This is a genomic window from Thermoflexus sp. (assembly GCF_034432235.1).
GTDB lineage: Bacteria > Chloroflexota > Anaerolineae > Thermoflexales > Thermoflexaceae > Thermoflexus.
Map to the genome: position 1 here is coordinate 32,191 of NZ_DAOUCJ010000007.1, position 13,363 is coordinate 45,553.

Annotated in this window: 14 protein-coding genes; 3 read left to right on the top strand and 11 right to left on the bottom strand. The window is 65.9% G+C overall.

Annotation, left to right across the window (positions count from 1 at the left end; genetic code table 11):
- Nucleotides 1-26 precede the first annotated feature (26 nt).
- Together VAE54_RS01415 and VAE54_RS01420 are read left to right on the top strand one after the other, a co-directional pair.
- Nucleotides 27-347 (top strand): Holliday junction resolvase-like protein, encoded by a 321-nt coding sequence (locus tag VAE54_RS01415; protein WP_322800142.1) that lies wholly within the window; start codon nucleotides 27-29, stop codon nucleotides 345-347.
- Nucleotides 348-431: 84 nt separating this feature from the next.
- Nucleotides 432-1,373, top strand: a complete 942-nt coding sequence (locus VAE54_RS01420; protein WP_322800143.1) for a DNA methyltransferase — start codon at nucleotides 432-434, stop codon at nucleotides 1,371-1,373.
- A 72-nt stretch (nucleotides 1,374-1,445) separates the two neighbouring features.
- On the opposite strand, the gene VAE54_RS01425 is transcribed toward VAE54_RS01420, so the two are convergent.
- The 5 genes from VAE54_RS01425 to VAE54_RS01445 all read right to left on the bottom strand — a co-directional run bounded on the left by VAE54_RS01425 (nucleotide 1,446) and on the right by VAE54_RS01445 (nucleotide 5,665).
- Nucleotides 1,446-1,862, bottom strand: a complete 417-nt coding sequence (locus VAE54_RS01425) for a PIN domain-containing protein (protein ID WP_416223750.1) — start codon at nucleotides 1,860-1,862, stop codon at nucleotides 1,446-1,448.
- A 62-nt stretch (nucleotides 1,863-1,924) separates the two neighbouring features.
- The gene (locus VAE54_RS01430) at nucleotides 1,925-2,242 is read right to left on the bottom strand and encodes a type II toxin-antitoxin system Phd/YefM family antitoxin (protein WP_322800145.1); all 318 of its coding nucleotides are present in this window, start codon (nucleotides 2,240-2,242) and stop codon (nucleotides 1,925-1,927) included.
- A gap of 37 nt (nucleotides 2,243-2,279) precedes the next feature.
- Complete coding sequence (locus VAE54_RS01435; protein ID WP_322800146.1) at nucleotides 2,280-2,423, bottom strand: hypothetical protein; 144 nt, start codon at nucleotides 2,421-2,423, stop codon at nucleotides 2,280-2,282.
- A 50-nt stretch (nucleotides 2,424-2,473) separates the two neighbouring features.
- Nucleotides 2,474-3,946, bottom strand: a complete 1,473-nt coding sequence (locus tag VAE54_RS01440) for an LCP family protein (RefSeq protein ID WP_322800147.1) — start codon at nucleotides 3,944-3,946, stop codon at nucleotides 2,474-2,476.
- Between the two features lie 45 nt (nucleotides 3,947-3,991).
- Nucleotides 3,992-5,665, bottom strand: coding sequence for an NYN domain-containing protein (locus VAE54_RS01445; protein WP_322800148.1), 1,674 nt, complete (start codon nucleotides 5,663-5,665; stop codon nucleotides 3,992-3,994).
- A gap of 177 nt (nucleotides 5,666-5,842) precedes the next feature.
- Here VAE54_RS01445 and VAE54_RS01450 point away from each other — a divergent pair, with 177 nt between their 5' ends.
- On the top strand, nucleotides 5,843-6,259 hold the full coding sequence (locus tag VAE54_RS01450; protein WP_322800149.1) for a ribonuclease HI family protein: 417 nt from the start codon (nucleotides 5,843-5,845) through the stop codon (nucleotides 6,257-6,259).
- Nucleotides 6,260-6,400: 141 nt separating this feature from the next.
- On the opposite strand, the gene ftsZ is transcribed toward VAE54_RS01450, so the two are convergent.
- From ftsZ to murC, 6 genes are all read right to left on the bottom strand, one after another.
- Nucleotides 6,401-7,507, bottom strand: coding sequence for a cell division protein FtsZ (gene ftsZ / locus VAE54_RS01455; RefSeq protein WP_322800150.1), 1,107 nt, complete (start codon nucleotides 7,505-7,507; stop codon nucleotides 6,401-6,403).
- 107 nt (nucleotides 7,508-7,614) lie between these two features.
- The gene (gene ftsA / locus VAE54_RS01460) at nucleotides 7,615-8,841 is read right to left on the bottom strand and encodes a cell division protein FtsA (protein WP_322800151.1); all 1,227 of its coding nucleotides are present in this window, start codon (nucleotides 8,839-8,841) and stop codon (nucleotides 7,615-7,617) included.
- Nucleotides 8,842-8,881: 40 nt separating this feature from the next.
- Nucleotides 8,882-9,595 carry a cell division protein FtsQ/DivIB gene (locus VAE54_RS01465; RefSeq protein WP_322800152.1) on the bottom strand — a complete coding sequence of 238 codons (714 nt, stop codon included), beginning with the start codon at nucleotides 9,593-9,595 and terminating at the stop codon, nucleotides 8,882-8,884.
- Between the two features lie 11 nt (nucleotides 9,596-9,606).
- Nucleotides 9,607-10,806: a D-alanine--D-alanine ligase family protein gene (locus VAE54_RS01470; protein ID WP_322800153.1), complete on the bottom strand. Its 1,200-nt coding sequence runs from the start codon at nucleotides 10,804-10,806 to the stop codon at nucleotides 9,607-9,609.
- Nucleotides 10,751-11,740, bottom strand: coding sequence for a UDP-N-acetylmuramate dehydrogenase (gene murB / locus VAE54_RS01475; RefSeq protein WP_322800154.1), 990 nt, complete (start codon nucleotides 11,738-11,740; stop codon nucleotides 10,751-10,753). Before murB ends, VAE54_RS01470 begins: the two co-directional genes overlap by 56 nt.
- On the bottom strand, nucleotides 11,740-13,173 hold the full coding sequence (gene murC / locus VAE54_RS01480; protein ID WP_322800155.1) for a UDP-N-acetylmuramate--L-alanine ligase: 1,434 nt from the start codon (nucleotides 13,171-13,173) through the stop codon (nucleotides 11,740-11,742). Before murC ends, murB begins: the two co-directional genes overlap by 1 nt.
- Nucleotides 13,174-13,363: the final 190 nt, after the last annotated feature.

Here is a 13,363-nt window from a genome sequence, read left to right on the forward strand (position 1 = left end):
GCCGGACAGGCCCAACGCCATAGAGCATGCGCCTGGAGCCGGAGGATGTGCGCTATCTGGGCAGCCCGATGGGCTGGATCGTGTTCCGTGACCTGCGGGATACGGAAGAAGAGGCGGTGGAAATCCTGCTGGTGGAGGCCAAAACCGGAAAATCCGGTCTGAACGAGCGGCAGCGGCGCCTGCGCCAGGCGGTGCAGGAAGGCCGGGTGCGGGTGGCGTGGTGGACCGCCAGGCTGGAGCGGGAGATCGATCAGGAGGAAAACCGCCAGGGGATCACATTCCGCGTGCATGTGCGGGAATATGGGGAACGGATCGGCGAGGGAGGAACCTTGCGGCTCAACCCTTGAGGGAGATCCTTCCCTCCGGCGGGAGCCGCGCGGGGAGCGACCCGAATCCCTCAGGTCTTGTCCCCGGATGGATCCGAATTTACTATGATAACCGATGAAGAGACCGGGATCGCCGGGACATGGCTTCCGGCTTCCGGGCCGCGCGCTGCGGAGGGCGGATGTCGGTCGCCTGCCGCTCTCCGGGCGGGATCTGGAGACAGCCGTCGGGCGATGGGGATGATCAAAACGATGCCGATCCACGATCTGGATCTGGAACGCTGGGAGGAATACGAGGACATCCTCACCGACAGCCTGTGGCTGCTGGGCCCCCGGGCCAACCATGGGATGCACACCCCGGAATACTGGGGCAACTTCGTCCCCCAGATCCCCTACCAGGCCATGCGGCGTTTCACCCGTCGCGGAGAGCTGATCCTCGATCCCTTCGCCGGGCTGGGCACCACCCTCATCGAGGCGAAACGGCTGGGCCGCTTCGCCATCGGCATCGAGCTGGTCCCCAGCGTGGCCGAACGGGCCCGCTGGCTCATCGGCCTGGAGGAGAACCCGCATGGAGTTCAGACGGAGCTCCAGATCGGAGACAGCACCGATCCCGCCACCGTCGAGCGCGTCCGGGAGACGATGGCCCGCTGGGGGTTCTCCGGCGCCCAGCTGCTGATCCTGCATCCGCCCTATCATGACATCATCCGGTTCAGCGCCGACCCGCGCGATCTCTCCAACGCGCCCACGGAGGAGGCCTTCTATGAGGCCTTCGAGCGGGTGGTGGAAAATTTCGCCCCGCTCCTGGATCGAGGGCGGTTTCTGGTGCTGGTGATCGGGGACAAATACACGCGGGGGGAATGGATGCCCCTGGGCTTCCGGACCATGGAACGGGTGCTGCGGCACGGGTTCCGCTTAAAGAGCATCTGCGTCAAAGACATCCAGGAGAACCGGGGCAAGCGCGGCCAGTATCACCTCTGGCGCTATCGCGCCCTCAAGGGGAATTTTTACATCTTCAAGCACGAATATGTGATGTTCTTCGAGCGGAAATGAAACAGGGAAATCCCATACCCACCCCGTGACCCTCAGGGGTCAGACATTCCAGACCCTCCCCTTTCGCTATTCTCAGGGGAGGTCATTCCACTCCCGATGCCGGATCCTTTCCAGATCTTCGCTTCGCCATCCCATCACCTCATGCAGGAACGTTCCCACCACCATGACAGTGACCCCATGCTGCGCCAGAAAAGCCTTTGTCCTCTCATCATGAAAGTCCTTGTCGTTTGTCACCAGGTAATCGACCCCAGCTCGAATTGCCGCCAACAGGATGGGGATATCCGTTTCGTCCCGTATCGTGTCCCGGTGCGCCTCGCTGTCCTCCCGCGTCACATCCGGCGCCATCTCGAAGTCCACGTCGACGAGAAAGGTTTCGATGACCTGACGCCGGGCGCCTCCTTTTCGTTCGGCCCACCGTAACACTTCACGCACCGTCTGAGGGGCCAGAACAAGGCGAAAATCCCCTGCCAGCGCGGCGGAGAAAGGCATGGAACCAGCGAGGTTTGAGCACACCGGCGATGAGCACGTTGGAGTCGGCCATCACCCGCAGGTCACGGCCGGCCATACTGTTCCTCGAAGACCTCTCGTTGGATGGCCTCGATCTCCCGTTCCAGCCCCAGCTCGTTCACACCCTCCGCCTCGGCTTCTAACCCGGCACGGCGGCTCAGGGCCTCAAAGCGGGCCAGCGCCGCCTCGCGGCGCAGCCGCTCGTAGTCCGCTACAGAGAGAATCACCACCACGGGAATGTTATCCTTCTCCACGACAAAGCGCTCGCCCTGGGTGATGGCCCGTCGGATGATTTCGCCCAGGTGGGTGCGCGCCCACGTCGCGGGCACGACATGGACGCTCTTTTCCTTCACCGCTGCCATTGCGTTTCCCCCTCGCCGGATTTCAGATGAACCTTGATCAATGATACTCAACTTTGAGGTTCTGAGCCAATCCCATGGGCACCTCCACAAACAAATTCAAGAGCGAGGGGAACAGTTGCTGGAAGCCGCTGAAGGTGGGCTGGGGAGCGGCCTTTCCCATCGCTGCCCTGGCGACGGCCACCCTGACCCTTCATCGGATGTCGCCGGATCGATCCCGGAGCGCCGGCGTGCCTATCGGACGCACGGGTTGAAGTCGGCCCCCAGCCAGATCCGATAGGGGGCTTCCGCGCCCGGCTCGGGGGAAACTTCGAGACGGGACCTCGGCAGCCGGAAGGCCCGCAGGAGCGCCGAAGCGGCCGTGGAGGATCCGGCGGAGCCCATGGCGATCACCCGCGTGGGCTGTCCGTCCGGCGCCGCCTCCACCATCCGGACGGCCTGAAACCCGGCCTCCCGCAGGATCTCCACCGCCATCTCCCCATAAAAGGGATTCCCACTGGCGTTGATGACCTCCACCCGGGCAATGGGCGAAGCTTCCGCGGGTAATGGACCCAGCAGGAACCGCTCCAGGTAGGAATACGCCTGCTCCGTCGGCAGGTAAACAAACAGCTCGCTCCCCGCGGTGGTGGAGATGGTGCTGGGAGCCAGAACCGGATGCAGCCACCCCCGGGCGATGCGGCTCCGATCCAGGCGCACCCCGATGGAAGCCAGCCAGAGCACTTCCTCCAGCCCCAGGTCCGTCTGCACCGTCTGGCGGATCCCGGACCAGAGGGATGGGACGCGCAGGAGCCACCCGCCTTCCTTCAACCGATCCAGCAATCCTTCCAGCACCTGCTGCTGCCGGCGCGAGCGGTCGAAATCGCTGGTCGAATGCCGGGACCGCATATACCACAGGGCCTGCTGGCCATCCAGATGGTAGCGGCCCGGCGCGGGCAGGGCGAGCGTGTCGGTGATCGCCGGGTTGTCGGGATCCGGGAACACATCATACAGCGGACATCGGACGTTCACGTCCACCCCGCCCAGAGCATCGATGATGGTCCGCATTCCCTCGAAATCCACCAGGGCGTAGCCGTGAGCGGTCAGCCCCAGATTGTAGCGAAGCGTATCCTGAAGCAGGCCATAGCCCCCGCCCGGGTAACGGGCCAGCTCCCCATAGACATAGGCGGTGTTGGTCTTGTTGAAACCCCAGCCCGGGATATAGGTCCATAGATCCCGCGGGATGCTGAGCAACCGCACCGAGGGCTCATCCGGATCGATCGAGGCGAAGATGATCGTGTCCGTTCGCCCAATCCGCTCCCCCGGGCGTCGATCGCTTCCCAGCAACAGCAGGTTCACCCGTCTGGGCGGAAAGGCCAGAGGCGGACGGGGCTCGGGGATCCCATCCAGGCTTCCCCCAGAAACCCCGGGACGAGGAGTGGGGGTGACGGCCCAGCGGGCCGGGAAGGCCGGAGTGGGCATCGATGGGGGCGGGATAGGCGTGAACGTAGGCGCAGGCGTGGGCGTGGAAGTCGGCGTCCCAGTGGGTGGAAGGGTGGGCGTGGGCCCCGAAGATGGGGTGGACGCAGACCGCTCGAGCCCATTAAGCCCATGCTCAGAATTCCCAGGCGGTCGATTCGTCCACATCGCATGGCTCATCCAGATCAAGCTCTGGATGATCATCATGAACCCGATGAGGGCGAGCGCTCTTCCCAACCAGCGGATGGACATCGTGAGTGCCTCGACAAAAGAGCGTTGGCGACGGTGGACAGAGCCCTACATAGACGTGGAAGAGATGGAGGTCCCCTGGATCTGCCCCCGCAGGAACATCGCCAGCGCCTCCTTCTGCGCCTCCTCCGCCTCTACCCCTGCCAGCTGCTCCAGCAGCCACCCGATGATCGCCGGGTTCAACCGCGCCACCTGAGCCACCCACTCCCGAACCCGCCCGGCCCGGTGGGGATCTGGATCATGGAAAAGCTCCAGCAGGCGTCGAGCGAAAGGACCGGAGGTCACGGGAACCTGATTATCGAAGAAAGCGGACAGCGCGTAATGGAGCATGAAATCCACCAGTCCGCGGAGCTTCTCCCAGACCGGATCCCCCGGGATCATCAGGGCGATAAAAGCGTGATAATAAGGCAGGGAACCGGCGAAGTCCCGACGGTAGTTGAAAAGCTCTCCCGCCCGCACGGAGCAGTAGCTGGCTGCCCGCCAGCGGATCTCATAGGGTCCAATCCCCGGAGTGCGCATCTCCCACAGATCCAGGGTCATCCGCAGAGACTGCAAAAAGCGCTCCCGGGCCATCGGGAAGTTTCGATCTCGCCGGTAGCTCATCCCTTCCTCGAACAGCGCCCGGGCATCCCCCAGGGAAGGGGCAAGCCCCGACGGATAGGTGACCCCGGCCAGATCCGCCCGCAGGGCCTCAAACACTGGACCCTGCAATGGATCCTCATGCGGGATCCAGCGGAAGGTCCCATTCTCCGCCCCCAGCAAGCCCTCCCGCGCCATCCCCCGGAGCATGGCTTCGACTTCCACCACGGGAAGCCCGAGGAGGAAAGCCAGCGCTTCCGGCTCCAGCAACCAGTTCGCCATGCCCAGGAATCGGATCAGACCACCCTCTGCCGCTTCAATAAACCGCTTCAGGCCAGCGACCCGCACCCCCTGAATCGGGGTGAAGAGCGAAGGCGGAAGGGACCCGAAGGAGAGCCCGGAACTTAGGAGCAGCAACCATCCGAGCTCCTGGCGGCCGCCCGCCTCGATCTCCAGCCCCTCCCAGTTCGTTCGGTCCAGCCACCGGGCCAGGGTGAGCTCGGCTATCCCTGCTCGCAGAGTCTCGAAGAGGCGGGTCAACCCCATCCGACGGATGGTGGGCTCCAGCAACACGAAGCCCCAATCCTGAAGATACCGGCGGTAACGTTCCGCGGCTCCCACGATCTCGGAGGCTGGAGCGAGGGCGGATGGCTCGGGGACAGACGCAGAAGGAGCGGGGGCCTCTCCCGCTTCCGGCGCGATCAGCGTGTCATAATAGATGAACTCATCGCACAGCGCGGGGATTAAATCGCTGGTCGCCCCCTGCACGCCCACGCCGATCACAAACCGGCCATGCTCCCGGAGACGAGTGATCAGGCTGGAGAAATCGCTGTCCCCGGAGATGATCACAAATGCCTGGATCTCCGGACGGGTGAACAGGGTCTCGATGGCGTCGATGGCCATTCGGACATCCGCCCGATTGCGGGCGAGCTTGTGGCCGTAGGAGTAAATCTGAACCAGATCCACCCCATGCCGGAGCAGCTCATCCCGATACTTGGTGAAACGGGACCAGTCGGCGTAAGCGCGCTTCAGGACCAGCCGCCCCCGTCGCCCCAGCTCTGCGAACAGGCGCTGGAGGTCCAGGGTGTAATACCGGCTTTCCGCCGCGGTGGCGATGTTCTCAAAGTCGATGAAGACCGCCATTTCAGGCCGCTCGCGACGCGCCATGGGTGGTCCCGAAAGCATGGGTTTAATGGGTTCTCATCTAATTGACCCACGAGAAACATATCGCGCTATCCATCATAACCTCGATTCCGGCGGATTGCCTGGAGGGTGCGCGAAAAGGGGCAATTCGCCATCCCTCCATGCGGAGGCCTGGCCATGCCACGAGCCGCAGCTCCGGATTATGTGATCATCTTTGACGGAGGAAGCCGGGGCAACCCGGGCCCCGGTTACGGATCCTACATCATTCGAACCCGCAAGGGACAGGAAGCGCGACGCCGCCTGGATTTCGAGGAAACCATGACCAACAATGAGGCGGAATACCGGACGCTGATCGCCGCCCTGGAGGACCTGATCGGCCGGATCGAGAGGACCGGGAAGGATCCTTCCGCCTTCACCCTGGAGATCCGGGGGGATAGCCAGCTGGTCCTGGCCCAGCTCCAGGGGACCTTCCGGGTGCGTGCCCCCCACCTGCGCCCTCTCCAGCAGGCGGCCCGTGAGCGCCTGAGCCGCTTTCGAGAGGTCCGGCTGGTCTGGCAACCTCGCGAAGCCTCTGCCTCCGAACTGGGGCATTGAGGCATGCCCGCTCCTCCCTCCCCGTGAGGAGCGAGGGCTGATGCCGCCAGGCTCAAAGCGGAAAGACGGGACGGCGCCTGTCCGGTGGCCAGGCGGGCGGCCTGCGGGGACCCGCCCGGCCACCAGAGCTCCCGGCGGATTTCATCCGCGTCGCCGCAGGAAGGCCGGGATATCCAGATCGCCCTCGTTGAAGCTGCGCTCGGAGGGAACGGGGCGCCGGACATTCTCCGGGCGCTGGGCGCCCGGCTCGGGGCGGGCGGGGGTCGCCGCCTGGGCCGGGCGGCGGCCTGGAATCGGAGGACGCTCGAATCCGGTGGCGATCACGGTGATCCGCACCCGATCCTGCATCGCCTCATCGATGACCGCGCCGAAGATGATGTTGGCCTCCGGATGGGCCGCCTGGCGGATGATCTCCGCCGCCTGATGGACCTCGTGAAGGGTGAGATCGGGACCCCCGGTGACGTTGAACAGGATGCCCCGGGCGCCATCGATGGTGACCTCCAGGAGCCGGCTGGAGATGGCCTGCTGGGCGGCCTCCACCGCCCGGTTCTCCCCGGAAGCCTCGCCGATGGCCATCAGCGCCGCGCCGCCCTCGGCCATGATGGTGCGCACATCGGCGAAATCCAAATTGATCAGGCCGGGGACCGTGATCAGTTCGCTGATCCCCTGGATGCCCTGGCGGAGCACCTCATCGGCCATCCGGAAGGCCTGCATCAGGGTCACCTTCTTATCCGTGATCTCCAGCAAACGATCGTTGGGGATCACAATGAGGGTGTCCACGTTCTCCTTGAGGCGGGCGATCCCCTCTTCGGCGGCCTTGGCTCGCCGGGGCCCCTCGAAGGAAAAGGGCCGGGTGACCACCCCGATGGTGAGCGCGCCCACCTCCCGGGCGATCCGGGCGATCACCGGGCTGGCGCCCGTCCCGGTGCCGCCCCCCATCCCCGCCGTGATGAACACCATATCCGAGCCGCGGAGCGCCTCGTAGATGAGATCCGCCGACTCCTCCGCGGCCTTGTAGCCGATCTCCGGGTTCCCCCCTGCGCCCAAGCCACGGGTGACTTTCTCCCCGATATGGATCCGGCGATCGGCTTTGGCCAGGGAGAGGGCCTGCACATCGGTGTTGACGGCGATGAACTCCACCCCCCGGAGCCCCTCCTCGATCATGCGGTTCACGGCATTGCTGCCCCCGCCGCCCACGCCCACCACGCGGATTTTGGCCGGCGTCTGACCCGTCGCCATCGCATCCATCGTCCACCTCCTCGCTGCATGGTTCCCGATCAGCCCGGGCCGGAGAAAGAAGGCCTCGGGCGGAATTCCCGATCCATCAAAACCCGATCCGGGGGCGCGGGCATGCCTTACCCAGGCAACATCTCCCGGAAGATCCCCCGCAGGGTCCGCCAGAGACGCCCCAGCCATGAGTCCCCGGACGGAGAATAGCCGGCGCCGGCATCCATCCGAAGGCCCCAGCGGAGCAGGCCCACCGCCGCCGCGAACATCGGTGAACGGAGGGTCTCCGCCAGCCCTCCCAGATCCCACGGCATGCCCACACGGACGGGCATCCCGGTGACCTCGCGGGCCACCTCCCGGATCCCCGGCAGCAGAGCGGTCCCTCCGCAGAGGACCAGCCCTGCCGGGAGCAACCGCTCGTAACCCGAAGCGCGCAGATCTTTCAGGATCAGCTGGAAGATCTCCTGGACCCGCGCCTCAATGATCTCGGCCATCTCCCGGCGCGAAAAGGTCAGCGTGCTGTTCTCCCCGAAGCCCTGGACCGTGATCTGCTCTTCCGGCGCGATGGCCTGGACCGCCGCATGGCCGTATTGGATCTTGATCTCCTCCGCCACCGTGGCCGGGACGTGCAGGCCATAGGCCAGATCGTTGGTGATGTGCTGCCCTCCCACCGGGATCACCGCAGTGTGCGCGACGCTCCCTTCCACAAAGACCGCCAGATCCGTCGTCCCTGCTCCGATATCCACCAGGGCCACCCCCATTTCCCGCTCGCCCTCCGTGAGCACCGCTTCGGCTGAAGCCAGCGGCGAGAGGACGAACTCTTCCACCGCGATCTGGGTGGCCTCGATGCACCGCCGCAGGTTGGTCAGCGGGCCCACCTGGGCGGTCACGATGTGGACCTCCGCTTCCAGCCGGAATCCATACATCCCCAGGGGATCCCGGATCCCCTCCTGGCCATCGACGATGAAAGCGCGCGGGAGCACGTGGAGGATTTCATGGGAATGGGGGATCGCGATGGTCCGGGCGTTCTCGATCGCCCGCTCTACATCCGCCGGGCTGATCCCCCGATCCCCCCGCACCACCGAGGCGGTGCCCTTGCTGTTCACCGAGGCCACATAAGGCCCGGCGATGCCCACGATGGCCCGTCGGATCTGATAGCCGCTGGTCCGCTCGGCCTTCTCGACCGAGGCAGCGATCGCCTCCGTGGCCTCCGCGATGTTCACCACCACTCCCCTCCGGATCCCCCGGGCCGGGACAACCCCCACGCCCAGGATGCGGAGCATCCCGGCCTCATCCGCCTCGCCCACCAGCGTGCAGATCTTGCTGGTTCCGATATCCATCGCGACCAGCGTCATGGGGTATACCCTCGCGCGCACGGGAAGAGACCTGCCGGATTCATTCCGGTGGGAATCCAACCGCTGGGGCCTCCGGGACGCGCAGATCCAGATAGGCGGGACGCTGGCCCTGAGCGGCGAGAAGATCGCGCAGCACCCGCCACACCGCCGCGCGCGTCACCATGGATCCGTATTCCCCCAGCAGCACCGGCCAGCCATATGGATCCACGAAGGAGAACCCCCGACCTGCCTCATATCGGAAAGCCCTGATCTCCGGGAAGGCCTGGCCCAGATCCTGCATGCGCACCCATAACCACGGATCCACGCGCTGGCCCGGGGCAGGGGGCGGCAGGCCATAAACCTCCAGCCGGCGCCGGGCCTCCACGGCCTCCCCTTCCACGACCTGTCCGCTGTCATCCAGAAGCAGCCGTAGATCTCCGCTCACCCATTCCCATGGGGCCTGCCCTTCCACGACGAAAAGGGTGCAGAACGCCGGCCATCGACAGCGCACGGTTGCGGCCTTCAGGGTGGGAAACTGACGGCGGACGGCAGCGGCGGCCTCCGCCGGGTTCACCCAGAAGATATGCAGCCCGTCGATCCCGCTGGCGGCCGCCAGCGCCTCCGGGGAGAGCCGGTGGGCGCCCGCCACATCCAGCCGGGTGTAGAAGGCATCGTGAAGCAGCAAGACCCCGCCTGTCATGGCCCAGAGCAACAACAACCCCCCAGCCACCAGCCGGGAGCCCGCCGGACGGAGGGTCCAGATGGCCACCGCCATCCCGGCCGGGCTCACCGAGCGGAAGGTCCGCCATCGTCTTCTTGTGGCGCGCCGTCGGCGCGAATGGAGGAAAGCCATGTCAACCCCTCGTAAGCGATCGCATCCCGCTGACGATCCCGATAGCGCTCCAGCGCCAGTTCGATGAGCCGATCCAGCAGCGCCGGATACGGCAGGCCGCTGGCCTCCCACAGGCGCGGATACATGCTGACCGCCGTGAAGCCCGGGATGGTATTGATCTCATTGACCACCAGCTCCCCGGTCTCCCGGGAGAGCAGGAAATCCACCCGTGCCATCCCGCACGCGTCGATCGCCCGGAACGCCTCCAGGGCCAGGGAGCGGATCCGCTCCGCCAGCGCCTCATCCAGGGGGGCTGGGATCACCAGCTGGGTTCGATCATCGAGATACTTGGCCGCGTAGTCGTAAAACTCCCCTGCCGGGATCACCTCCCCAGGAACGGAGGCGATGGGATCCTCGTTCCCCAGCACGCTGACCTCGATCTCCCGGGCGGCCGGGATCGCCCGCTCCGCCAGCATCTTGCGCCCGTAACGGGCGGCCTCCGCCAGGGCGGCCGGGAGCTCCTCCCGCCGCTTCACCCTGGAGACGCCCACGCTGGACCCCAGATTGGCCGGTTTGACAAAGCACGGGAACCCGATCTCCCGCTCGATCCGATCCATCACGCCTTCCGGATCCCGCTCCCATTCTCGCCGGAAGATCACGATATACCGGGCGACCGGGAGGCCATGGGCCCGGAACACATCCTTCATCACCGCCTTATCCATCCCCACCGCCGAGGCCAGCACCCCCGCCCCCACGTAGGGGATGCCCGCCAGCTCCAGCAATCCCTGGATCGTCCCATCCTCCCCGAAAGGGCCATGGAGCACCGGGAAGATCACATCCACCTCGGGGATCCCATCCGCCTGGACCCCGGGGATCAGTTCCCGTCGTCGGGGAACCGGCAGGGAGATGCTCGATTCCGGCTCCACAATGGAGGGCGTCCCCAGCAAATCGGCTATCGTCACCGCCCCGCCGGTCAGGGCCTTCATCGGATCCCCCCGGGTGAGCCAGCGGCCCTCTTTGGTGATCCCGATGGGGATCACCTCGTATTTCGTCTTGTCCAGCGCCCGGATCACCGATTGAGCCGACAGAAGGCTCACCTCATGCTCCCCGGATTTCCCCCCGAACAGCACACCCACCCGAATCCGCCGTTTCATCCTCCCACTCCCCGACGAACTCGATCTCCGGCTCCAGGAGCACCCCGAACCGTTCCTGGACGCAGCGCTGAGCTTCCGCCATCAAGGCCCGCACATCCGCGGCCGTGCCGCTTCCTTCATTGATGAAGAAATTCGCGTGCAGCGTGGAGATCACGATCCCTCCCCGCCGGGCCCCTTTGAGGCCCGCCGCCTCAATCAAACGGCCGGCGTAGTCCCCGGGCGGATTTCGGAACATCGAGCCGATGCTGGCTCCGCCCGGCTGGGTGCGCCGGCGGTAAGCGTTGAAGGCCGCCATCCGCTCCAGAATCGCCTCCGGATCCTCCGGTCGAAGGAGGAAACGGGCAGCGAGGACCACCGGCCGCGGCACGGTCGGCCACGTCTTCAGCCGGCTGGTTCGATAACCCAGCCTGAGCTGCTCCGCCTTCCAGATCACGATGCCCTCCTCCGGCACCAGCAAATCCACCGATTCCAGACAGCTCGCGATGTCCCCCCCGTGGGCTCCGGCGTTGCCCACCACCGCTCCGCCCACCGTGCCCGGAATCCCGATCGCCCATTCCAGGCCGGACCACCCCCGTTCGGCGCACAGCCGGGCCAGGGTGGGCAGAAGGGCGCCGGAAGCTGCCCACACCCGCCCATTGGCTTCAAAGCGCAATGCCCGCGCCCGGTTCAGCACCACCAGCCCCCGCACCCCGCGGTCGGCGATGAGCACATTGGAGCCCCCACCCAGCAGGGTGACAGGGATCTCATCGGCCCATGCGCTCTGCACAACATCAGCCAGGGCCTGGACTTCCTCCACGATCACCAGGGCATCCGCCGGCCCGCCGATCCGGGATGTGGTGAACCGGGCCAGCGGGACATCCCGATACAGGGCCAGCCCCCATCGTTGAAGGGCCGCTGCCAGAGCCCGGCCGGGGATGACCCTGGAATCCGACATCACCCTCCCTCCGCGGGATGGCTCAGGAGCTCCAGCAGCCGCTCCCCAATCCGGTATCCATCCCCTGCTCCCATGGTCACCACCACATCCCCCGATCGGACGTGTTCCCGCAGATAAGCGACCACAGCGTCGAAATCGGGGAGACAGCGAGCATCCGGATGGCTCATCCGCCTCACGATATCCTCGCTGCTCACCCCCAGGGTGTCCGTCTCGCGAGCCGCATAGATCGGAGTGAGAATGACATGGTCGGCGTCTTCGAACGCCTGCGCGAATTCCTTCAGCAACGCCCGCGTCCGGCTGTAGGTGTGCGGCTGGAACACCGCCCAGATGGAACGGCCCGGATAGCGGTCGCGGGCCGCCCGGAGCGTGGCCCGGATCTCCCCCGGGTGATGGGCATAATCGTCGATAACCAGCACCCCGCGCGCTTCCCCCTTGATCTCAAACCGCCGCGCCGTGCCCGGAAACCGGCTCAGCGCTTCCAGGGCGATCGCCGGGGGGATCCCCACGGCCTCCGCCGCGGCCAGCGCCGCCAGGGCGTTCAGGCCATGGTGGCGCCCGGGGACCCGAAGGGATAGCTCGCCGATCCGGCGATCCTCCCGGTGGATTTCAAAGCGGTCCACCGTTAGGGGGCGGGCCCACCATCGGGCGGGAGGCCCCCATCCATAGCGCACCACCGATCGCCCCCGCGCCTCCAGGAGATCCGCCAGGCGACGCGCCCCCGGATCCGCATCGCACACCACAAGGATCCCATGGGGCGGCACCCGCTCCGCAAACGCCACAAATGCATCGAAGAACGCCTCGGGCGTCGGGTAACAATCGGGATGATCGTGCTCGATCGTCGTCACCACCGCGATCTCCGGCTGCAGCCCCAGGAACATCCGGTCATATTCGTCGGCCTCCACAATAAAGAGATCCCCCCTGCCCGCCCGCGCGTTTCGATTCAGACCACGGATCAGGCCGCCGATGATAAAGGTTGGGTCGCGGTCGGTGGACATGGCGATCCAGGCGAGCATGGCCGTGGTGGTGGTTTTCCCATGCGTCCCGGCCACCGCAATCCCCCTCCGCCCGGCCATCAGCGCCCCGATCACCGCCTCCCGCTTGACCACCGGTCGACCCTGCGCCTCCGCTGCGTGGACCTCAGGGTGATCCGGTGGAATGGCGGAGGACCGCACCACCACCCCGGTGTTCTGGACATGGGCGGGATCGTGACCGGGATACACCGGAACGCCCAGGGCGCGAAGGGCCTCCACAAATGGCGAGGGAGAGCGATCGCACCCGCTCACGGCATACCCGAGCTCATGCAGCACCGTCGCCAGGGCCGAGAGCCCCGCGCCGCCGATGCCGATCAAATGAAAGGCCATGCCAGGCCGCAGCTGGATCATCCCGATCCCCCCGACGGCATCCCGGATCCCGAGAACCACCTCCTCGATCATCTTGGGGAAAAGACCTTATGAATCCCCGCGCTCTCCATCCTGAGCCCATCGCCTGCGAGCCCATTAGAGATGAAAGACCAACAATGCGAACAGCGCGATCACCACCATAAAGTAAAGCAGCGGCGGCTTCATCACCGCAGGGGGCATCCAGGGCAACAGGTCCATAATCGGGTTGTTCGGACCCGGGGGC